This window comes from Nocardia rosealba (assembly GCF_020216065.1).
Lineage (GTDB): Bacteria > Actinomycetota > Actinomycetes > Mycobacteriales > Mycobacteriaceae > Nocardia > Nocardia rosealba.
Window position 1 is genome coordinate 862,105 of sequence record NZ_JAIWNA010000002.1, and the last position, 23,991, is coordinate 886,095.

General features: G+C 69.2%; 8 protein-coding genes and 1 pseudogene. 7 read left to right on the forward strand and 2 right to left on the reverse strand.

Annotation, left to right across the window (positions count from 1 at the left end):
* The first annotated feature begins 409 nt into the window (after window positions 1-409).
* The 5 genes from LDL21_RS10975 to LDL21_RS10995 all read left to right on the forward strand — a co-directional run bounded on the left by LDL21_RS10975 (window position 410) and on the right by LDL21_RS10995 (window position 4,102).
* Entirely contained in the window at window positions 410-1,513 is a 1,104-nt protein-coding gene (locus LDL21_RS10975) for a winged helix DNA-binding domain-containing protein (RefSeq protein ID WP_225279898.1), read from the forward strand.
* Window positions 1,514-1,599: 86 nt separating this feature from the next.
* Window positions 1,600-2,679, forward strand: a complete 1,080-nt coding sequence (locus LDL21_RS10980) for an NAD(P)H-dependent amine dehydrogenase family protein (protein WP_225279899.1) — start codon at window positions 1,600-1,602, stop codon at window positions 2,677-2,679.
* Window positions 2,676-3,155: a carboxymuconolactone decarboxylase family protein gene (locus tag LDL21_RS10985; protein WP_225279900.1), complete on the forward strand. Its 480-nt coding sequence runs from the start codon at window positions 2,676-2,678 to the stop codon at window positions 3,153-3,155. Before LDL21_RS10980 ends, LDL21_RS10985 begins: the two co-directional genes overlap by 4 nt.
* Window positions 3,156-3,203: 48 nt before the next feature.
* Complete coding sequence (locus LDL21_RS10990; RefSeq protein WP_225279901.1) at window positions 3,204-3,614, forward strand: NUDIX hydrolase; 411 nt, start codon at window positions 3,204-3,206, stop codon at window positions 3,612-3,614.
* Entirely contained in the window at window positions 3,611-4,102 is a 492-nt protein-coding gene (locus tag LDL21_RS10995) for a hypothetical protein (protein ID WP_181700721.1), read from the forward strand. The genes LDL21_RS10990 and LDL21_RS10995 overlap by 4 nt, the downstream gene beginning before the upstream one ends.
* A 4-nt stretch (window positions 4,103-4,106) precedes the next feature.
* On the opposite strand, the pseudogene LDL21_RS11000 reads toward LDL21_RS10995, so the two are convergent.
* Window positions 4,107-4,517, reverse strand: a pseudogene (locus tag LDL21_RS11000) (winged helix-turn-helix transcriptional regulator).
* A gap of 77 nt (window positions 4,518-4,594) precedes the next feature.
* Between LDL21_RS11000 and LDL21_RS11005 the strand changes: the two are divergent.
* Window positions 4,595-5,530, forward strand: a complete 936-nt coding sequence (locus LDL21_RS11005) for an NADP-dependent oxidoreductase (protein WP_225279902.1) — start codon at window positions 4,595-4,597, stop codon at window positions 5,528-5,530.
* A gap of 3 nt (window positions 5,531-5,533) precedes the next feature.
* Here the strand turns inward: LDL21_RS11005 and LDL21_RS11010 are convergent, their stop codons facing one another.
* Complete coding sequence (locus tag LDL21_RS11010; RefSeq protein WP_225279903.1) at window positions 5,534-22,054, reverse strand: non-ribosomal peptide synthetase; 16,521 nt, start codon at window positions 22,052-22,054, stop codon at window positions 5,534-5,536.
* A gap of 237 nt (window positions 22,055-22,291) precedes the next feature.
* Here LDL21_RS11010 and LDL21_RS11015 point away from each other — a divergent pair, with 237 nt between their 5' ends.
* Window positions 22,292-23,524: a PucR family transcriptional regulator gene (locus tag LDL21_RS11015; protein ID WP_225279904.1), complete on the forward strand. Its 1,233-nt coding sequence runs from the start codon at window positions 22,292-22,294 to the stop codon at window positions 23,522-23,524.
* Window positions 23,525-23,991: the final 467 nt, after the last annotated feature.

The following is a 23,991-nucleotide window of genomic DNA, read 5'->3' on the forward strand; positions in this document are numbered from 1 at the left end:
CGCACGACACGCAATGTCCGCATCAAACTCGCGATGGGTACGCAGTCCCTGGTTCGGAGAACGACCGGACCGTTCGCGGCAAGGATCGCTTCGCGAAAATCAGCCTGCGGGGGATCGTCGCAGCTCGTCCAGACCGCCCCGCACGCCGAGCAGCATCCGTCCAGGTCCCACCGATGGTGTGTGCCTACCAGCGCCTCGGTCAGGGTGGCGACTGTTGTCGTGCCGCATTCGATGCAACGAGTCGGATAAGGCGCGGACTCGGTGACGATGCCTGTTCCCGCATGGCTCATCCGTGTCCCCTATTCGTGTGCTGCACCGGCGCCTTCCACTGTATGTGGTGGGCCGACAGGTTGTCGGACCCCTCTGCTGAGATTGGGATCGGGACCGTCGATGAAAGAGGTTGGTGCGCATGGTGAGTGTCGGGTGGGATCAGGTCTTCGCGTGGCGGTTGGGGCGGCAGTTCGTGGCACCTCGGGGTGGTGGAGGTGTCGAGGAGATCGTTGGGCGGTTGGTGGGGGTGCAGGCGCAGGTGGGGTCGGCGGCGGAGACGGCTGTCGCGGTGCGGGGTGGGGTGGCGGGGGCTGTGGGGGAAGGGCTCTCGGTGGGTGGGCTGATGAAGACGTGGGCGATGCGGGGGACATTGCATGCGATGGTGCCGGGGCAGGCCGCGGCGGCGTTGGCGTTGATGGGGTCGGCTCGGACGTGGGAGAAGGCGTCGTGGGTCAAGACGTTCGGGGCCACTCCGGAGCAGGTGGCGGCGTTGGTGGAGGTGGTGTCGGGGGTGCTGGCCGAGCGGGTGCTCACGCGCGAGGAGTTGGTGGAGGCTGTGCTTGCCGAGCCGGGGTTCGGGCATCTGGGTGAGCAGTTGCGGTCGGGGTGGGGTGCGGTGCTCAAGCCGTTGGCGTGGCAGGGGGCGTTGTGTCACGGGCCGATGCGTGGCACGAAGATCACCTTCACTTCGCCGGGGAATCTGGTGGCGGACTGGTCCGGCCTACCGGAGCCGGACGTGGCGGCGCCCGGGTTGATCCGGGCATATCTGGGCGCGTACGGTCCGGCGACGCCGGAATCCTTCGATGCTTGGCTCAGCCGCAACAGCTTGCGTAAGACGGTGGTGCGCGGATGGTTCGCGGCACTGGGCGACGAGGTGACCGAGATCGAAGTGGAAGGCCGAAAAGGATGGCTGCTCACCGAATTCGTCGACGAACTCATGGCCGCGACCCCGGATGACGCGATCCATCTGCTCGGGCCGTTCGACCAGTACGTTCTCGGCCCCGGCACCGGCGACACCGCGCTCCTGGCGGCCGAGCATCGGGCGAAGGTCAGCAGGACGGCCGGTTGGATCTCACCGCTAGTGCTGGTGGGCGGCCGGATCGCGGGTACCTGGGAGCAGCAGGGTGAGCAGGTGGTGGTCACGCCGTTCGACGGCGCTCGGTTGCCGAAGCGAGCATTGGGTGCGGCCGTGGAGCGGCTCGCCACAGCGATCGGCAACGACCTCACCGTGCGCGTCGAGTAATCGGCACACCATCACACCGGGGCGCTCGCTCGAATCCGGTTTCGCGATCCACCACGGGCGAACCAAGCGCTTGCTACGGTGAGGCGATGATCCCCACGATCGTCTGGGGCACCGGCAATGTCGGTCGCGCGGCCATCCGTTGCGTCACCGCTCATCCGGCGCTGGAACTCTCCGCGGTGCTCGTCCACGACCCCGCGAAGGTCGGCCGCGATGCCGGTGAACTCGCAGGTCTCGACACCGAACTCGGCGTGCGGGCCACCGACGACATCGACGCTGTACTCGCGGCCCGGCCCCCTGCGGTGGTGTACGCGGCATCCGGCGATATCCGGCCCGACGACGCGCTCGCCGACATCGTGCGCGCGATCCGTGCCGGGGCCGTCGTCGTGACGCCCGCGCTCTACGCCCTCTACGACCCGCGCAACGCGCCGGCCGAGATCCGTGACCCGGTGCTGGCGGCGATCGAGGACGGCGGTGGTTCGCTGTTCGTGTCCGGCGTCGACCCAGGCTGGGGCAACGACGTACTGCCGGTGCTGATCAGCGGGCTCGCGGGCACCCTGGATGTGGTGCGCTGCCAGGAGATCTTCGACTACTCCACCTACGACCAACCCGACTCCGTGCGCTACCTGGTAGGGATGGGGCAACCGATGGACTATCAGCCACCGATGCTGTTGCCCTCGGTGCCGACGATGGTGTGGGGCGGGCAGATCCGGTTGCTGGCCAGGGCACTGGACGTGGAACTGGACGACATCCGCGAGACCGTCGAGCGGCGCGCACTCGATGCCACTGTGCAGACGGTGCGGATGGGTGAGTTCGCAGCGGGCACGCAGGGGGCGGTGCGCTTCGAGGTGCAGGGCATCGTCGAGGGCGAGGCGCGCATCGTCATCGAACACGTCACCCGTATCCACCCGGACTGCGCACCGGACTGGCCCTCGCCACCCGACGGCGAGGGCGCGCACCGGGTGATCATCGAGGGCAGCCCGCGCATCGAGGTGAATGTGACCGCCACCGACGAGGGCGGTAACCGGGCGGCGGGCGGAAACGCGACGGCGGTGGGCAGATTGGTCAACGCGATCGACTGGCTGGTTGCCGCCGAACCAGGTCTCTACGACGCGCTCGAGGTTCCGCTGCGCGCCGCGGTCGGCAAACTCGGAAGGAAGAGCCCATGATCATCGACGTGCCGCAGGGCAAGGATCCCATCGGGTATGTGTGGGGCGAGATGGTGCCCGGCATCGGTGTCGCGGCCGCGGCGTTCTCGCTGTCGGTGTACGAGCACTCCACGCTCGGGCTGCGGGAGTTCGAGGCGGCCCGGTTGCGCATCGCCCAGATCAACGGGTGCCTGTTCTGTCAGGACTGGCGCACCGAACGCGACGGGGTGAAGGTCGAACCGGAGTTCGCCGACGCGGTCACCGACTGGCGCGACACCGACCGGTTCGACGAGCGAACCCGTTTGGCGGCCGAATACGCCGAGCGCTATGCCACCGATCATCACGGTCTCGACGACGACTTCTGGGCCCGCATGTTCGCCCACTACACCCAGCCCGAGGTGGTCGAGTTGAGCATGAGCATCGGTTCGTGGCTGGCTTTCGGCCGCCTCAACCGGGTCCTCGGCTTGGACACCGCCTGCGTACTGCCTGGGCATTGAGCCGCACGGACGCGCCCGGCGGGCCCGGGTGGGGTTAGGCTGCGGGCCGTGGAGTCTCCGATTCGGCAGCTGATCGACACCGTGGCCTGGGTCCTGATCGACAACGGGCGCATCCTGTGTGCCCGGCCGCGCGGCAAGGATGTCTTCTACATCCCCGGCGGCAAACGCGAGGGCGCGGAAACGGATCTCGAGACGCTGGTGCGTGAGGTGGCCGAGGAACTGACCGTGGAGTTGTCGGCCGAGACCGCGGTCCATGTGGGCACCTATGAGGCACATGTCTCCCACGACCAGAACACCGTGGTGCGGATGGCCTGTTACACCGCCGAGTACCGGGGTGTGCTGACGGCGAGCAGCGAGATCGAGGCGCTGGCGTGGTTCGGTTTCGGCGACCGGGATCTGGTTCCGCCGGTCGACCAGTTGCTCTTCGACGACCTCGCCGCCTCGGGGGCTCTGCGGTGATCGCCGCGGCGGCCCGCTCGGCGAGCTTCGAGCTGGTCGCGGTGCCGCTGGCTTTCACCCGCGTCCGTACCCGGGTGCGGGTGGCGCGGCGGATGCTGCGGGAACCGGTGGGTGCTCACGGTGTGTCGCTGCCACGCTGCCTGGTGCATTCGGTGCTGTCGGCGGGGGTGGGTGTCGTCGGGTGGTTCCTGGTGCTGCTGAGCGTGCTGGTGCTCGTTCGCGGTCTGGCCTACCCGCTGCTGGTGGGTGACGGATACCGGAATGCCTGGGGTGGGCCGACTCTGGTCGGCGCGTGGGCGGTGCACGCGCTGCTCGCGGTGGTCCTCGCACCACTGTTCCTAGCCGTGGTCGCGGCACTGGGGCGGTTACAGGTCAGGTTGATCCACACCGTTCTGGGCGGTCACCGGTCGTGGTGGCCGGTCCCGCTCGCCGTGCTGCTCACGGCGGCGGGCACGCTGTTCTTCATCGCCTGGTCACACCAGATCTGAGCGGTCACGCCTCGCCGGGAGTTCGGGCTTCGTAGGTGGAGCGCGCGTGCTCGACTTCGTCCATATGTTGTTCGGCCCAGGTTTTCACCGCCTGCATCACCGGCAGCAAGGAATGACCGAGCTCGGTGAGCTGGTAGTCGACGCGCACCGGGACGCTCGGTCGCACTGTGCGCGTGATCAAGCCGTCGCGTTCCAGGTTTCGCAGGGTCTGGGTGAGCATCTTCTAGCTCACGCTGGCCAATCGGCGTTGCAGGTCGCTGTAGCGCTGGGGGCCGTCGGCCAGAGCATTGACGGCCAGGCTCACCCATTTGTCCGAGATCCGGTCCAGCAGTCTGCGCGCGGGACATTCGGCGAGGTAGGCGTCGTAGGCGGCGCTGCGTTCGGCGCGCAGTTGTGCTGCGGTACGGGTGGGCATGGGGGAACCTCCGCGTGCGGTGGGCACTTCGAAGTGCGTACTTCCCGGTGGAGTGTAGCTCTCCAATAGTGGTGTGCATGAACGATGTACAGACGATGCGGGCCGTTGTCGCTCACGGTTACGGTGGCCCCGAAGTGTTGCGGCTGGTCGAGGTGCCGGTTCCCGAGCCCGGTGTCGGGCAGGTCCGGATCCGGGTGCGGGCGGCGACGGTGAATCCGGTCGACCTGGTCACGCGGGCGGGCGCCCTGGTCGAGGCCGGGCTGATGGCGGTGCGGGAGGTCACCGGAATCGGATGGGACGTCGCGGGCGTGGTCGACCGGCTCGGTCCGGGAGTGCCGGAATTCTCGGAAGGGCAGCGGGTGATCGGTCTGCGTGACCTGCTGGATGTGTCCGTCGGTACCTATGCCGAGTACGTGGTTCTCGATGTGGGCGCGGTGGCGCCGACTCCATCCAGGCTCTCGGACGTCGAGGCGGCGACGCTGCCGCTCAACGGCCTGACCGCCACGCAGTCTCTCGATCTGCTCGGGTTGGCACCGGGCGACACCCTGTTGGTGACCGGCGCGAATGGTGCCGTCGGCGGGTTCGCCGTGGAAATCGCGGCGCAGCAGGGACTTCGGGTGGTCGCCCAGGGTTCCGACGCGGAGTTTCTCGGCTCGATCGGTGCGGAATGGACCGTCGCACGCGATGCCGATCTGATCGCGGAGGTTCGCCGCTCGGTTCCCGGCGGTGTGCACGGCGCCCTCGACACCGCCGGCCTGGGCGGCCGGGCCTTGGCCGCGGTACGCAATCGTGGCCGGTTCGTCACCGTGGTCGGTGGCGGCGATCCGATTCCGTTGCGTGGCATCACGGTTCAGCACGAATGGATCCACGCCGACGGGGCGGGGCTCGCGCGCCTCGCCGCCCGCGAACTCACCACCCGTGTCGCCGCGACTCTGCCGCTCGACGCCGCCGCACAGGCCCACTCCCGCCTCGCCGCCGGCGGGCTCACCGGTCGCCTCGTGTTGATCCCGTGACGGCTATTCGTCGAGCCGACGCAGGGTCCGGGCGATTTCGGCGAGGGCGGCGGGTTCGGTCATTCGCCAGTGGGTGGCTGCGATCGGGTGGTTGTGCACCGTTCCGGTGACCGCGTCCGCCCACGACGTCGCGCCGGTGGCGCCGGTCGGGTCGTCGGTGGCGGTGAAGTAGGTGAGGGGGCCGTGGAAGAGGCGGGGGCGGTAGGCGGCGTCGAGTGCGATGGAGGTGGTCGCACCGTCGATGATCCGGTCGACGCGTGCTTCGTCGACGGGCACGTCGGGTGCCGACAGCGCGCACAGTTGGCGGGCCAGGGCCTGTGCGTCGACGTCGTCGCCGGCTGCGGCGAACCCGCCGAGCAGGTCGGCGGCGGTGGCTTCGCCGGCCGTCGCGGGTGAGGCGCTGGTGAGGCGGCTGTCGAGCATGCCGAGCAGCGCCACCTGTTCCCCGTCTTCCTGCAGTTGCACCGCCATGGCGTGGGCGATCACGCCACCCAGCGACCAGCCGAGCAGGTGGTAGGGCCCTTCGGGTTGGACCGCGCGCAGGTGCTTGAGGCAGAGCAGTGCCCATTGTTCGATCGAATCCGGCAGCGGCTCCGTGGAACTCAGCGCCGGTGATTGCAGACCGTAGACGGGTCGGTCCAGGTGTGCGGTGAGACCACCGAACGACCAGGCCAGGCCGCTGACGGGGTGCACACAGAACAAGGGTTCGCCGGTGCCGGTGGTACGCAACGGGAGCAGGATGTCGAAGGCGGTGTCGGAGCCGGTGGAGTCCGTCCCGGCCGCCCGTAGCGCGGTGAGGATCCCGGCGGGGGTGGGGGCGGTGAAGATCCAGGTGACGGGGACGGTCGCGGCGAGCGCGTCGCCGAGCTGGGCGGCCAGTCGGGTGGCCAGCAGTGAGGTGCCGCCGAGTTCGAAGAAGTGGTCGTCCATGCCGACCCGGTCCAGGCGCAGTACGTCGGCGAAGACCGCGCACACCGCCTGCTCCACCGCACCGGCCGGCGCACGGTAGGTGCGGGTGGCGAACGTCGGTGCGGGCAGGGCATCGCGGTCGAGTTTGCCGTGTGCGGTGAGCGGAATCCGGTCCAGGACCACGATCGCCGCGGGCATCATGTGGGCGGGCAGCTGGTGGGCGGCCCACTCGGTGAGCCGTTCGACGGTGACCGTCTTGCCCTGTACGGCAACAACATAGGACACCAGCACGGTTTCGCCGGTCTGGTTGGCGCGGCCGAGGGTGACGGCGGACGCCACATCGGGATGCTCGGTGAGGACCGAGTCGATCTCGGTGAGCTCGATGCGGAAGCCACGGATCTTGGTCTGGAAGTCGGTGCGACCTCGGTAGTCGAGTTCGCCGTCGGCGGTCCAGGCCGCGAGGTCGCCGGTGCGGTACATGCGTTCGCCCGGGGTGAAGGGGTCGGGGACGAACCGTTCGGCGGTGAGGTCGGGGCGGGCGAGGTATCCGGTGGCCAATTGTGTTCCGCCCAGGTACAACTCACCGGTGACTCCGGTGGGAACAGGGTTCAGGTGCGCGTCGAGAACGTAGATTCGGCTGTTGTGGATGGGTCGGCCGATCGGCACGGTGGTGGTGTCGCGCGGAGTCACGCGGTGACTGGTGATCGACACGGCGGCCTCGGTGGGTCCGTACACGTTGAACAGCGCAGCCTGCGGCGCCGCGGTCTGGATGCGGCGCGCCAGGGACACCGGCAATGCCTCACCGATGGCGAGGACGCGGCGCAGCGAGCTGGGCAGTTCCCCTGTGAGCAGGGCATCGAGCATCGAGGGCACGGCGTGCAGAGTGGTGACGTTCTCGGTGCGCATCAACTCCGCCAGGTAGGCGGGGTCGCGGTGTCCGCCCGCGGACGCGAGCACGATGCGCCCACCGCTCACCGCGGTCGACCAGAACTCCCACACCGACAGATCGAAGGTCGCGGCGGTCTTCAGCAACACGGCATCGTCGGCGCGGAGACCGAATTCGCTGGTCTTCCACCGCAACTGGTTGACGATCGCGGCGTGCGGTACGGCGACACCCTTGGGGCGGCCGGTCGATCCCGATGTGAAGATCACATAGGCGGTGTCGGTTGCCCGGACGGGGGCTATCCGTTCGGTGTCCACGAGCGGTTGCGGTGCGTAGCCGCCCAGATCCAGCTGCTCGACCGGCACGGCATCGTGCGAACCGGTCGCGGCGAGCCAGGTGTCGGCCTGGGTGAGGGTCAGCAGTGGAGCCGCGGTGTCGAGGATGTAGCGGGTGCGTGCCTGCGGTTGGTCGGGGTCGACGGGCACGTACGCACCACCGGTGGCCGTGACCGCGTACATCGCGACGACCAGGTCCACCGAGCGGCGCATCGCGAGCGCGACCCGTGTTCCCGGCCCGACACCGGCGGCGACCAGATGGCGGGCCAACCGGTTGACCCGGGCGTCGAGTTCGGCGAAGGTCCAGCGCGCACCGTCGGCGACCAGGGCGACCGCGTCCGGGGTGGACCGGACGGTGGCCGCACGCAGCGAGGCCAGGGTGGCGGCCGGATCGCCGTGTCGCACAGTGTGATTCCAGGTGTGCAGGACACGGGTGCGTTCGGCGGGGTCGAGCAGGTCGACGGTGTGCAGGGGCCGGTTCGGGTCGGTGAGTACCGCCGAGAGCAGGCGGGTGAGCCGGTCGAGGAATCCCGCGACGGTGGCCGCGTCGAACAGGTCGGTGGCGTAGGTGCAGTACCCGCTGATACCGGCCGGGGCACCGTCGGCGCTGTAGCGGTCGGCGACGATCAGGTGCAGATCGAACTGGGACAGTTCGCGATCCAGTTCCACCGAGCTGACGCCGACACCGGGCAGCTCCATCCGGACCTGTCCGAGGTTCTGGAACGACAACCCGACCTGGAACAGCGGATGCCGGGCGGTGGATCGGGCGGGGTTGAGGACCTCGACGAGCCGTTCGAACGGGATGTCGGCGTGGGCGAAGGCCTGCAGGTCGATGTCGCGTTGCCGGGTGAGCAGGTCGGTGAAGCTGACGTGGTGGTCGACGTGGGTGCGGAAGACGAGGGTGTTGACGAACATGCCGATCAGGTCGTCGAGCACCGCGTCGCCGCGACCGGCGACGGGTGTGCCGATGGCGATGTCGGTGCTGCCCGACAGACGGGACAGCACCACGGCGAAGGCGGTGTGCACGGCCATGAACAGGGTCGCGCCGTGGGTGCGCGACAGTTCGGTCAGGGCGGTGTGGGTGGCGGCGTCGAGGGTGAACGGCACCCGGCCACCGGCATACGTCTGGACCGGGGGGCGCGGGCGGTCACGGGGCAGCTCGAGCTGGTCGGGCAGATCCGCCAGCTCGCGCTGCCAGTAGGCGAGCTGGATGGCGGCGGTGGAGGTGGGGTCGGTTTCGCCGCCGAGCAGGTTCTGCTGCCAGATGGCGTAGTCGGCGTACTGCACGGGCAGTGGCGTCCAGGTGGGGGCGTGACCGTCGACGCGGGCACCGTAGGCCAGGACCAGATCGCGGGTGAGCGGGCCACCGGAGAAACCGTCACCGGCGATGTGGTGCACGGCGACGGCGAGGATGTGTTCGTCGCCGGTGTCGAACAGAGCGGCGCGCAACGGCACCTCGGTGGTCACGTCGAAGGGCGCCGAAACCAGTTCTGCGACGGCGGCATTCGGGTTCGTCGTGTCAGGTGCGAGCACCAACCGTGGCACGTCGGGATGGTCGACCGGTAGGACGACCTGCGCCGGTGCCTGATCGAGTATCGGGTACACCGTGCGCAGGATCTCGTGGCGGGCGACGACATCGGTGAACGCGGCGACCAGCGCGGCGGTATCGAGCGCACCGGTCAGTCGCAAGACGACGGGAATGGTGTACGCGGCGGTCCCGGTGTCGAACCGGTTCAAAAACCACATGCGCTGCTGGGCGGGCGAGAGCGGAATGCGCGCCGGCCGTGCCTGGGCGCACAGCGCGGGCCGGGTCTGCGCCTGCGCCGAGGCGCTGATCGCCGCGGCGCATCCGGCGACTGTCGGTGCGGCGAACAGTGACCGCACCGGCACCCGGGTACCGACCGCGGCGCTCAGCCGTGCCGCCAGGCGGGTGGCGAGCAGGGAGTTGCCACCGAGGTCGAAGAAGTTGTCGTCGGCACCGACTCGTTCGACGCCGAGGACCTCGGCGAAGATCGCGGCGACCGTGCGCTCGGGCCCGGCGGACGGCTCCCGGTAGCGGCGGCTGACGAATTCGGGTGCGGGCAGCGCTGTCCGGTCGATCTTGCCGGTGGCCGACACCGGAACACGATCGAGCACGACCACCGCCGCGGGCACCATGTGCGCGGGCAACAGCGTCGCCGCCCATCGGGTCAGGGCACCGGCATCGGGGGCGCGACCGGTCACGTAGGACACCAGGACCGTCTCGCCGGCCGGGTTCTCGGTGCCGAGGGTGAGGGCGAAACTCACCTGCGGGTGCCGCACCAGCACTGCATCGACCTCGCCGGGTTCGATGCGGAAGCCACGGATCTTGATCTGGAAGTCGCTGCGGCCCAGGTATTCCAGCTCGTAGCGGTCCTTGTGCACCCAGCGCACCAGGTCACCGGTGCGGTACATGCGTGCACCGGTCTCGCTCCACGGGCAGGCCACGAAACGTTCGGCGGTGGTCGCGCCGCGACCGCCGTAACCACGCGCCAGGCCGGGCCCGGTCAGGTACAGCTCCCCGGTGACACCGACGGGCACCGGCCGCAGCCGGGCGTCCAGGACGAGTGCCCGCATACCGGGGACGGGGCTGCCGATGGTGATGCGCTCACCGGCGTGCAGGACGGTGTAGGTGGCACCGATGGTGGCCTCGGTCGGTCCGTATCCGTTGAGGAATGTGCGTCCGGATGCCCACGCGGACAACAGTTCCGGTGCCACGGCCTCACCACCGGCCGACACGCACCGCAGGTCGGGTAGCCCGGCGGGATCGAGGGTGCTGAGCAGTGCCGGGGTGATGATCGTGTGGGTGACGTGTTCGGTGCGTAGCAGCTCGTCGAGTTCGGTGCCGCCGAGGGTGTCGGGGGGTGCGATGACCAGGGTGGCGCCCCGGTGTAAGGCGGTGGTGATCTCCTCGATCGATTGATCGAAGCTGGGTGAACATACGTGCAGCATGCGGTCGTCGTGACGCAGGCGCATCAGGTTCGCCGAATGCGACACCAGGGCGGCCAGCCCGGTGTGGGTGACGCACACGCCCTTCGGGGTGCCGGTGGAACCGGAGGTGTAGATCAGGTAGGCGGTGTTGTCGCGACGCAGGGGCCTGCGGCGGTGCCGGTCACGCACGGGAGTCGACGCGCACGCCGCCGTCCGGGCGCGCACGGCCGGGTCGTCGATGATCAAGGGCCGCACCGATTCCGGCAGAACACGGGCATGCGCGGTGACGGTGATGCCCACCGCGGCGCCGGAGTCGGTGAGCATGTGCCGGATGCGGTCGTCGGGGTAGTTCGGGTCGACGGGCAGATACACCCCGCCCGCTTTCGCAACCGCCCACAGCGCGAGGATCGCCTCGTAGGAGCGGGGAATGGCGCAGGCGACGACGATCTCGGGACCGACACCTTCGCTGATCAGGACCCGCGCCAAGCGGGAGGAATCGGCGTCGAGCGTGCCGTAGGTGTAATCGTTTCCGTTGTCGCGCACAGCGATTCGGCGTTGCCCGAAGCCGGTGCCGCGGACGAGGAGCTGGGCGAGGGTACGTGCGGCGCGGTGGCGTGGCCCGGTGCCGATGCGCGCGAGCAGGTGGTCCTCGCCCCGCACCCCGACCGACAGATCACCCACCGGGACACCCGGACGGCGGGTGATGTCGGTGAGCAGACCGACCAGGCGGTGCGCCAGCACCGTCGCCGAAGACACCTCGACACCCGGGCCGTCGACGCCGACAGACATTCCGGTGCTCGATTCGGTCACCACCACCGTGAGATCGCGTGCCTCGGCCGACGGCACCGTCGAAGCACCGTCCGGGCGCACAGCATTGCGCAGTTCGAGGCGGAACTGTCCCAGCGAGCCGTGGTCGGCGCCGAGCAGATGGGTGAGGTCCTCGACCGGGATGCCGGAGTGGGCGAGCGCCCGGGTCTCGGCCCGGTGCACGCGGTCGAGCAGCGTGCCGAATGGTTCGGTGGGGTCGATGTGGGTGCGCAGCAGTAGGTCCGAGGTGTCGAGCACGATGTCGTCGGAGCCGGTGAGCCGTGCGATCAGCATCGACACCGCGGCGCTGATCGCGCTGGACCAACCGGCGCCCGCACTGTCGGCCAGCCGCCGCAGATCTCGGTGCGTTGTCGCCGTACCGATCGTGCGGTGGTCGGGTGCGACCTCCGGCTCGGCACCGGCCACGCGCCGGCCGGTCGCGCGGTGGTGGGATTCGAATTCTGCACCGGTGTCGGTCGGACGGCGGGTGGTGGCGCGATGCGCTTCGATGCGCCGCACCGGTGTGGCCAGGTCAGCGGTGTGGACATGCTCGGTGGTGTGGAGGTCGCCGCCGGTGTCGATCAACGCTTCGGTGGGCAGGGTGAGACGGCCGGGTAGGTCGGCGAGGGTGGTGCGCCAAAAGCGGGAGCGGGTGATCGGGTCGGTCGGGTTCGCGCCGAGCTTCGTCACGATATCGATCGCGCCCACCGACAGACCGGGATCGGCACCTCGATCAGACGCGATCGTCCCCGTGGCGGTCACCTCGGACAGGGCGGTGCGCAGGCGGTCGGTGACGGCGCGCGCCACCTCGTCCGACACGAGGTCGCGCCGGTATTTGACCTGTACCCGGGTGCGGGCGCCGAGGAAGACCAGGACGGTGATCGGGTAGTGGGTGTGGTCGGCGCCTTGCAGGTCGTCGATGCGCAGACCGTCGAGCGCTCCACCGGCCTGCTGCAGACCCTCGACATCGACGGGGTAGGACTCGAACGCCAGCATGGTGTCGAACAATTCGCCCCGGCCGGCGACCCTTTGGATGGCGCCGAGCCCGAGGTGATGGTGGTCGAGCAGGGTGGCCTGCTCGGTCTGCACCGCGCGGATCACCTCGCCGACATCGCCGTCGATGCGCACGCGCACCGGGACGGCGTCGACGAACAGGCCGATCATGTCGCCGACACCGTCGAGTTGCGGTGGGCGGCCGGACACGGTGGCGCCGAACACGATGTCGTCGCGACCGGTACTCGCGGCGACGACCAGCGCCCACGCGGTCTGGAACACCGTATTGGCGGTGACCTCGGTCGACGCGGCGAAGGTGGTGAGCGCGGCGGTCGCGGTGGCGTCGAGGTCGAACTCGCACAGCCCGTAACCGGTTCCGGTGGGCCGTGGCCAGGTCAGTTCCGGAGCGAGCATGGTCGGCTCGACCCCGTGTAGCAGCTCCGACCACGCCTGTTCGGCGACGGTCCGGTCCTGGCGGCTGAGCCAGTCCAGGTAGTCGCGGTAGGGACGCACCTCGGGCAGGACGCTCGCGTCACCACCGGTGGTGTAGAGGACGAGCAGTTCCTTCATCAGCAACGGCATGGACCAGCCGTCGAGCAGGATGTGGTGCCCGGTCAGCACCAGGCGGTTGCGTCCGGAACCGGTGCGGTACACCGTGAATCGCAGCAGCGGCGCGACCGCCGGATCGAATCCGGCCGCCTGGTCGGTGGCGAGCAGAGCGGCGAGCTCGGCGTCGGTCGTGTCGACCACCCGCACCGGTGCTTCGACGTTGTCGGCGATCACCTGCACGGGCGTGCCGTCGGGAGTGGTGACGAATGCCGAGCGCAGGTTCGCGTGCCGGGTGAGGACCGCGGCCGCGGCGCGACGCAATCGGTCGACGTCGAGTTCGCCGGTGAGGTCGACCATGAGCTGGATGACGTAGGCGTGCACCGATTCCTCGAGCATGTCGCCCAGCGCGAGCAGCGAATGCTGTAGCGGGGAGAGCGGCAGCACGTCCGACAGCCCGGGGTGCTCGCGCCGCCAGGTGTCGAGTTCGGTTTGCGACACCTGGACCAGCGGGACATCGGACGGGGTCGGTCCACCCGCCTGTGGGTGCCGGGTGTGATCGGCGAGTGCGGTCAGCCAGTCCGACCAGATGTCGGCCAGTTCCCGAACCTCGGCTTCGTCGAGAATGCCGGTGGCGTACCGGAAGTCGGCTTGCAGGCGTAGCCCGGTGTCGGTCGCGACCGCGATGGTGTTGATGTCGAGGACAGCGTTCGCGGGCAGGGCGGGGTCGTGGTCGACGTCGATGTCACCGAGGTCGTCGGTGGGCAGCCAGTCGCCGTCGGCGGGGCCGGTGGTCACCGCGCGACCGAGGTAGTTGAATCCGATCTGGGCCACCGATTCGGCCGGGAGGTGCCCGGCGCTGCGCAGCAGCCCGAAACCGATGCCGTTGTCGGGCACGGCGAGCAGTTGTTCCTTGATCGTGCGCATCGTCGCGGCGAGCGCTTCGTCGTCGAAACTCGCCGGTCGCAGTTCCGACAGGTCGAGCGCGACCGGGTACACGGTGGTGAACCAGCCGACCGTGCGGGTGAGGTCGGCGCCGGGGACGACGTCTTCCTGTCTGCCGTGGCCCTCGAGCCGCAGCCGCAACGCGGGGGCGTCGACGCCGCGACGGGCGCGCCATACCCGCACCGCGAGCGCGAGTGCGGCGAGCAGCCCGTGGTCGGCGCCGGCCCGGTACAGGGCGGGCAATGTCGTGAGCAGTGGGTCGGTCACCTCGGATGGGATCTGCACGGTGATCGAGCGCGTGGTTGCCTCGGTGTCGACCGTGCGATCGAGGGCACGGGCACCGAGCAGCGGGTCGGCGGTCGCGAGAGCGCGCTGCCAGTAGGGCAGTTCGGCGGTGCGGTCCACGGTGGTCAGTGCGTGTGCCCAGCGCCGGAACGAGGTGCCGACCGGCGGCAGCGCGATCGGCTGTCCGGCACTGTGTTGCGCCCAGGCCAGGATCAGGTCGGGCAGCAGGATGCGCCACGAGACGCCGTCGATGACGTAGTGGTGCGCCGCCACCGCGAGCACGTCCCCGCCGCCGTTGCCACGAACCCAGGTGAACGCGATCATGCGGGCCGCCGCCGGATCCAGTGTTGTCAGCGCGGCATTCATCGCCCGGGTACCGATGCCGGTGAGGTCGTCGCCCGCTTCGATCTCGCCGATCAGCGCGTCGATCGGCACCGCGTGGGGTTCCAGCACCTCGAGCTGCCATCCACCGTCGAGACCGCGCAGCCTGGCACGCAACATGTCGTGGCGCGCCACGACGGCGGCGATGGTGGCGACCAAACCGGCACGGTCGATGCCGTCGGGCAGGGCCAGCACCATCGTCTGGGCGAAGCGGTCACTGGACCCGGTGGTCAGGAATTCGGTGAGCACGGGGGTCAGCGGAACTTCGCCGACACCGCCGCCGGGGAGTTCGGCCAGGGTGATCGTGGCCGGGCCGTCGGTGGTCGCGACCCGGGCCAGGGCGGCCACGGTGCGGTGCTCGAAAACGTCTCGGGTGGAGAAGGTGATGCCCGCGGTGCGGGCCAGCGACACCAGCTGGATCGACAGGATGCTGTCGCCACCGATCGCGAAGAACGACTCGTCCGCCCCCACCGACGACACCCCGAGCACGCGGGCGAACAGCTCGGCCAGGCGGGTCTGCATCGCACCCATCGGCGCGGTGGTCGCCGCGGTGACGGTGATCGGGTCAGGCAGGGCACTGCGATCGAGTTTGCCGTTGGAGGTCAACGGCCAGGCATCCAGGACCACGATCGCCGAGGGCACCGCATGGGCGGGCAGATGGCGTACCGCGTAGTCGATCAGGTCCGTCGGATCGGGGGTGGTGCCCTGTGCCGCAAGCACATACGACGCGAGGGTGGTCGATCCGGCGGGCGTGCGCCTGCCGACGGTGACGGCGCACTCGACGTCGGTGTGCCCGGTCAGCACGGCATCGATCTCGCCCGGTTCGATGCGGAAACCACGCACCTTCAGCTGGGTGTCGGCGCGGCTCACGTACTCGAGGTCGCCGGTCGTGCGCAGACGAACCAGGTCACCGGTCCGATACATGCGGCTACCGGGGGCACCCCACGGGTCGGCGACGAAACGGGCCGAGGTGGTGACCGGCTGGTTGCGGTAACCGCGAGCAAGGGCCGGGGAAGCCAGATACAGCTCACCCGTGACACCCGGTGCGACCGGATTCAGGCGCGCGTCGAGGATCACGGCATGGGTGCCGCGCACCGGGGTGCCGATCGTGATCGGTTGTCCCGCAGCCAGTTCGGCGTAAGTGGAGATGATCGTGGTCTCGGTGGGGCCGTATCCGTTGAGGTAGCGACGGTGCGGGCCTTGCCATTTCGCCGGCAGTTCCGGTGTGGTCACGTCACCGCCGACCGACAGGGACACCAGGGCGTCCAGGCCGGTGGGATCGAGGGTGCCGAGCACGGCCGGGGTGATGATCGCGTGTGTCACTTCCTCGGCCGCGAGCAGGTCGGCCAGTTCGACCCCACCCATGATGTCGGAGCCCACGACCACCAAGGTCGCGCCGGTCGAGAAGGCGCACAGCCACTCGAGCACCGACGGGTCGAACCAGGGTGAACAGATATGCAGGAAGCGGTGATTCGGCTCGAGGCGGTAGCGCTCGACCGCCTCGGCGACCAGCGGGCCCAGGCCGGCATGCGTCACTGTGACGCCCTTGGGCAGGCCTGTGGAACCGGAGGTGTAGATGATGTAGGCCGGGTGGTCGACGCGCAGCGGGGTACGGCGGTCGCGGTCGGTGATCGGGGCACTCGACCGGGCGGCGCACGACTCGGCGAAAGCGGGGTCGTCGAGGACCAGCCACGTGACGTCGGTGGGGAGATGATCGAGGTAGGCGCCGACGGTGATGCCGATCGTGGCGCCTGAATCGGTGACGAGGTGGTGCAGGCGCTGGGCGGGGTTGGCCGGGTCCATCGGCACGAACGCACCGCCTGCCGTGCTGATCGCGACAGCGGCGGCGACCATTTCGTAGGAGCGCGGAAGTGCCACGGCGACAGAGGTTTCCGGGCCGACGCCGTGGGCGATGAGTTCGTGGGCCAGGCGTGCGGTGTGTTCGGTCAGCTCGGCATAGGTTGTCGAGTGACCGTTGTGGCGGATCGCGATCCGATCCGGTCCGAGAATTGCGCCCTGGGCGACCAGGTCGGGGAACAGCGAAGTCGGTGCCTCGGTGATGGGGCGGGTGAGCAGTGCCGTGTGTTCGGCGGTGCTGAGAATCGGCAAGTCACCGACAGGGGTTTTCGGGTTCTCGACGGCGGCCGCGAGGAGGCGAACCAAGCGCTCGGCGAAGGAATCGATGGTCTGCGGATCGAATAGAGCTGTGTCGTAATCGAACTGGGCGCCGATGTCGGCGGGTTCGGTGTGGTTGTCCATCTCGTCGGTGTCGACCGACAACGTCAGATCGAAAGAGGTCTCGTCACTGTGACGGGTGGTGGCCGGACGGATCATGACGCGAAGCAGCGGGTGAGGTGCCGCCGCGCGAGGGCTTACCGTCGACTCGGATTCGCTGGGGTGCGGGGCGCAGTGGCCTGCGTGGGCGGAGTGCAGCGCCACCATCTCATCGGGAGCCATCCCCGGTCGCGCCATGGCTTCGTCGACGACCAAAGATGCGTCAGCCAGAAGGCGCTCGAACTCGACCGCGCCGAGGATGCGCAGACGCAGTACGCGGTGGGCGGCAGAAGAGTACGGAGCTGCGATGACGATGTCGTCGGTGCCCGACAGGCGTGACAGCAGCGTCGCGAACGCCGCATACACAACGCTGAACGCCGTGGTGTCGCAGGCGCGGGCGGTGTCGCGCACCCGTCGGCACACCTCGGCGGGAACAGTGAAGTTCACCCGTCCGGGCCGCTTCGTGAGGCGACCGACACTGCAATCGGCGGATTCGGCGAGGGAAGCCAGGCCGGATGGTTGCCCCACCGCATGTGCGGCAGGCGATGAATCACTACCTTCCGACGAAACCCGACGAGAACGATCCGTCGGCAGCGGCAGCTCCAACGGTAGGTCGGTGAGCACCGCACGCCAGTAGGCCACGTCCGAGATCGGATCGCGGTGGCGCGCGAGGGTTCCCAACAGGTCACCAGCGGTGCGTTCGGGGGAGTGCACGATGGCGTCGAGGACTGTGCGCAACCGGTTGGCCAGTGCCTCGGCGATATCCGCGCCGATCGCCTCGAGCCGGTACTGCAAGCCGACCCGGATCCCCGCACCGACCTCGACGCCGACCGCCACGGGGTAATGGGTGGCGTTGGCGGCCTGGACATCGACGATCTCGAGACCGTCGATCGAACCGTGTGCCTGCCGCATCCCTTCGGTGTCCACCGGGTACGACTCGTAGGCCATGAGTGTGTCGAACAGTTCCCCCGCGCCCGCGACCCGCTGGATATCGGTCAACCCCAGATGGTGACCGCCCAGCAGCGCGGTCTGCTCGGACTGCACTCGCGACAACAACTCCCGCAACGACACGGCCTCGCCGATGCGCACCCGGACGGGAATGGTGTTGGCGAACAGGCCGACCATGCCGTCCACACCGTCGAGCTGGGGTGGACGCCCGGACACCACCGCGCCGAACAGCACATCGTCACGACCCAGCGCCCCGGCCAGCACCAGTCCCCATGCGGCCTGGAACACGGTGTTGACGGTGACCTCGGTGGCGGCGGCGAAACCGGCGAGTTCCTGGGCGGCATCGCGCGACAATTCCACGACCGACATCCCGTGGCCGGGTGCTGCTTCGGTGGGTGGGACGGTGGCGGTGAGCAGGCTCGGCTCGTGCCCGTCCAGGGCCGCACGCCAACTCTCGAGGGCGGCGGTGCGGTCCTGGTCGGCGAGCCAGGCGAGGTAGTCGCGGTAGGGGCGCACGTGCGGCAGCAGTGTGGGCGCACCGTCGGCGGCGTAGCAGACGAGCAGTTCGCGCATGAGCAACGGCATGGACCAGCCGTCGACCAGCAGGTGGTGCGCGGTCACCGCCAGGTGCAGGCTCACCGGCCCGCGATAGACGGTGAACCGGAGCAGAGGCGCGGTGGTCAGGTCGAACCCGATGCGGGATTCGGCGGCGAGCAATGCGTGCGGGTCGGTGCGGTCGGTGTCGACGACGCGCCAGGGCACCGTCACGTCCTCGACCACGAAACCGACCGGCGTACCCGCCGTTGTCGTTCCGAAGGCGGTGCGCAGGATGCCGTGGCGTTCCAGCACCGCCCCCGCCGCCCGGCGCAGCCGGTCGAGATCGACCGCACCGGTCATCTCGACCGCCAATTGCACCAGGTACGGGTCGGTCGGCGAAACCTGCGCCAGGAACAGCAACCCGAGCTGCAAGGGCGCCAACGGCACCACATCGCTGAGGCCGGGGCGGGTGCGCTGCCAGTCGTCGAGCTCGGCCTGGGTGACGTCGACCAGCGGCACATCGGCGGGCGACAGGCCACCGGCCGCCGGATGGTCCAGATGTTCGGCGAGCACCGTCAACGCCGAGGTCCAGCCCTCGGCCAGCTCGCGCACGTCCGCCTCGTCCAGGATCAATGACGCGTAGGAGAACGACGCACGAAGCAGCACACCGTCTTCGGTGCCGACCGCCACCGCGTTGATGTCGACGACGGCGGCCGCCGGCAGCTGTGGGTCCTGGTCGGCGGCCGGTTCACCCCAGTCCGCGGTCGGCAACCAGCTGTGGTCGGCGGCGTCGCCGGTGGAGATGCGACCGAGGTAGTTGAACCCGACCTGGCCAAGCGAACCCGCTAGTTCGGTCGCGGGGTCGAGGTAGCGCAGGATGCCGAAACCGATGCCTCGGTGCGGCACCGCCCGCAATTGTTCCTTGACGGCCTTGACCACCGACGCGGTCTGCGCACCCGGTTGCCATGCGCTGTCGGCGTCGATTTCGCCCAGGTCGAGCGCCACCGGGTACATGCTGGTGAACCAGCCGACCGTCCGCGTCAGGTCGGCGCCGTCGACGGCGGATTCCTCACGCCCGTGACCTTCCAGGCGCACCCGGGTGGTGGATGCGCTCACGCCTCGCCGAGCCCGCCAGCTCCGCACCGCCATGGCCAGGGCGGCGAGCAGGCCGTCTTCGGCGCCTGCCCGGTAGCGGGCGGGCAGGTCGGTGAGGACGGCACGGGTGATGTCGGCGGGGATCTCGACGCTGAATGTGCGCACGGTCGATGCGGTATCGGTGGCCGGGTCCAGCCCACGTTGCCCCAGGAGTGGGTCGGGAATCCCGAGGGTTCGTTGCCAGTGGTCCAGTTCGTCGCGGCGCTGTGGTGCGGACTCGATCAATCCGTGTGCCCATCGGCGGAACGACGTACCGACCGGCGGCAGCGCGATCGGCTGGCCCGCCGCGTGTTGTGCCCAGGCGGTCACCAGGTCCGACAGCAGGATTCGCCACGAGACACCGTCGATGACGAGGTGGTTGGCGGCCACGATCAGCCCGTCGGGGCCGTCGTCGCGGGTCAGCCACGCGAAACCGATCATCCGGTGGTCGCGTGGGTCCAGTGACGCGAGGACCGAATCCATCGCCGCGGCGGCGATGTCCTTGCATCCCTCGAAACGCTGCAGCAGGTCGTCCACCGGGACCCCGCCCGCCGGCAGCACATCGAGCGACCACTGCCCGTCGCTCCCGCGCACCACGGCGCGCAGCATGTCGTGATGATCCACGACAGCGGTCAGGATGCGAACCAGCGTCGACCGATCGATGCCCTCGGGGAGGGCGAGCACCATCTGCTGGGTGAATCTGCCGAACACTCGGCCGTCGGCGAGGGTGGCGGCGAGCACCGGTGTCAGCGCGACCTCGCCCACTCCGCCACCGGGCAACTCGGGAAGCACCGGAACGGCATCGTCGCCGAGCGCGGCCACTCGCGCCAACCCGGCCACGGTGCGGTGCTCGAACACCTGCTGCGGGGTGAACGAGATACCCGCGTGGCGTGCGCGGGTCACCAGCTGGATCGACAGGATGCTGTCGCCACCGGCGGCGAAGAACGAATCCTCGGCACCGACCCGCTCCACGCCGAGGATCTGGGCGAACAGTTCGGCGATCGCCGTTTCCACCGGCCCCTCGGGTGCGCGGGAAGTCACGGCGGCGAAAACCGGTGCGGGTAGTGCGTTGCGGTCCAGTTTGCCGTTCGGGGTCAGCGGGATCTCGTCGAGCGGCACCACGAGCGTCGGCACCATATGGCCGGGCAGGAAGGACCCGACGAAACGGGTCAATTGCTCGGGATCGATCGCGGCACCCTGCTTGGCGAGCACATACGAGACGAGCGCGGTCGCCCCGGAATCGGCTTTCGCACCGATGGTGACGGCGTAGTCGACATCCGGGTGCGCGGTGAGGGCCGCGTCGATCTCGGCGAGTTCCACCCGGAAACCACGGATCTTCACCTGGAAATCCGAGCGACCCAGGTACTCGAAGTCGCCGGTTTCCGTGCGGCGCACGAGGTCACCTGTGCGATACATCCGCGCTCCCGGCCCCGCGAACGGTGCCGCGACGAACCGCTCGGCCGTGATCCCCGGCCTGCCCCGGTAACTCTGTGCCAGCGCCGGACCCGACAGATACAGCTCACCGGCCACCCCGACCGGGACGGGACGCAACCGCGCGTCCAGCACCACCGCACCGATCGCGGGGAAGGCGGACCCGATCGTCACCGGCTCGCCGGGTGTCAACGCGGCGCTGCCGGTGGCCAGCACGGTCGCCTCGGTGGGGCCGTACCCGTTGAAGAACGCGCGGCCCGGCGCCCAGCGCTGCACCAGTGTCGGCCCGAAGGCATCACCGGCGACCACCACGACCCGCAACTCGTCGAGTCCCTGCGGGTCCACAGACTCCAGTGCCGCCGGGGTGATGAGCATGTGCGTCACCCGTTTCCGGGCGACCAGCTCGGCCAGCTCCGGGCCCGCATAGACCTGTGGCGGTGCGACAACGAGTGTCGCACCGGAGTTGAACGCCACCAGCAGTTCCAGCACGGACACATCGAAATTCGGGGAACACACATGCAGCACTCGTGCCGAGGCATCGACCGCATACCGTTCACGGGCCGCCGCGACCAGACCGGCCAGACCGGTATGCGTGACGACCACACCCTTGGGCCTGCCCGTGGAACCGGAGGTGTAGATGACGTAAGCGGGATGCTGGTCGGTCAGCGGACGCACCCGGTCCAGATACGAGATCGGATGCGCCGGCTGGGCGGCGATGCGCTCGGCGTCGGAATCGAGCTCGAGCCAAAGGATCGACTCACCGAGGGTCGGCCGATGCGCCGCGCAGGTGAGACCGAGGACCGCACCGGAGTCGGCCAGCAGGTAGGCGATGCGCTCGGCGGGTAACGACGGATCGACGGGGACGTAGGCGGCACCGGTCTTGGCCACCGCCCACACCGCGGCCACCGATTCGATCGAGCGGGTGAACCCGAGCGCCACCACGTCGCCCGGGCCGACACCACGGGCCAGCAGCTCCCGCGCCAGCCGGGCGGAGTACTCGTCGAGTTCGGTGTAGGTGAGCTCGCGGCGGGCACCGTCGGCGGGGGAGAAGGACAGGGCGATCGCGTCGGCGGCAGTGTCCACCGCGGCCGTCAGCAGCTGTGCGAAGAGGGGAGCGCCCGGCTTCCGATTGCCTCGACCACGCGGCGACCGACGAACTTCACCCATCCGAGTACAACATCCTCACCTGTCCGGCCCACCACTGCCTGAACGACCCACGAACCCTGCGCGGATTCTGGATCTACCGGGGGTGGACCAGGGTGTTCGGCGACCATGACACCACACGACACGCGGCTATGACACATCTCCGGTCTGTTTGCCAGCCCAAAAAGCTACCTGGAGCCCGAATTTGTGCGGATGGCACAATGCGGTCGGCGGAATTTGGGCAGCGAACGGAGCGTGCACGTGGCGACATACGGAACCCTCACCTGGGTCGGGCACGCGCTGGCGCCGCTGACCGGGGGCATCACCGAGGACCTCATCCGCGTCACCGAGCAGATGATCCCCGTCGACGACATCGCCGCGGACCTGGGCGACATGCGCGCGGCGAGCATCGCCGAGAACATCGCCGCCGTGCAGTACGTGCTCGCCAACAACATCGACCCCGCGACCGTCGGCCCACCCCCGGGTGCGGCCGCCTACGCGCAGCGACTGGCCCGGCGCGGTGTGCCGCTGACCGTGTTGTTGCGCGCCTACGGCCTCGGCCAGTACCGGCTGCTCGACGCCGCCATCGGGCTGATCCTGGCTACCCCGGGGATCGACCACAATGCCCGCATCGCCGAACTCCTGCGCTTCGCCAGCATCTACCTCGACCGCCTCAACTCGTCCATGGGCCGGATCTACGAGGCCGAACGCGACCGCTGGCTCAGCAGCAGGCAGGCCGCGCGCCAGCAGTGGATCGCCCGGCTCCTCGACAGCGACGACGTGGATGTGCCCGCGGCCGAGGAAGCACTCGAATATCGCCTCGACCGAAGCCATCTCGCCGTGGAGATCTGGACACCGCCCACCGTCACGGGTGTCGAGGCGACCCGGGCACTGGAACAGGCACGTCAGGTGGTGGTGTCGGCGCTGCGGACCGTCGGCCGTGGCCTGGTGGCCTCCACCGGAGACCGGGCTCTGCGGATCTGGTTCCCCACCGAGGGGGAGCAGGCGATCGACGACCTGACCGCCCAGGTCGTCGCATCCGGGTTGCCGGTGCGCGTCGCGCTCGGTTCCCTCGGCGAAGGTCTGCCGGGTTTCCGCCGTTCCACCCGCAACGCGGCCCGCGCGAAAGATCTGGCCGTGTCGGCAGGTCACACCGCGCCGCCGGTCGTCGCCTACGACGCCGTCGCCCCCTTCGCCCTGCTCACCGACGATCCCGACGAACTCGCCGCCCTCGTCCGCCGCACCCTCGGCCCGCTTGCGGGTACCGGCGCCAAGAAGGAACTCCTACGCGACACCCTCGACGTCTTCCTCACCGAGGGCGCCAGCTACTCGCGCACCGCCCGCGCCCTCGACGTCCATCGCAACACCATCCAGTACCGCATCCAGCAGATCACCACCCGCTACGGAATCACGTTGGACACCAACAGTTTCGACCTCCGCTTCGCCCTCGGCATCTGCCGCTGGCACCCCCATGTACTGACTCGGACATTCTGAGTCCACCCGGTTTGTGCTGGCCGCACAGCTCACCAGAGACCGAGGCCACAAGCCGGAGGCTGCTGCTCTGGGTCGTGGTGCCGACCGACGGGGACGGCCGGATCGGTAACGGGCAGATCCGACCACTTCTTTTATCGACGCCGGCCGACGCGAATATTCACGAGTCCTGGGCACTGCCTTGCGCTTTCAACTACCGCCACCTCGGCGCGCAACACAGAAGGCGTAAGTACCCATTGCGCCGCGTGTCTAAACTTGCTTATTATGGCTTTCTGGGCAGGTTGCCAGGACGCGAAAAAGTCCCGGCAACCGCCGGTCCGAAAATGCCGCAACCGGCATATCGGGCGAAACGGTTGAATCCTCCAATTGTCGGGGTTGTGGGGAATCCATAGCGCGTGTTCGGCGACAGAGTGGTCGTCGAATCCTGCTGGAACACGCTGGGCCTTGGGCACACCATGTCCCAGCAGGCG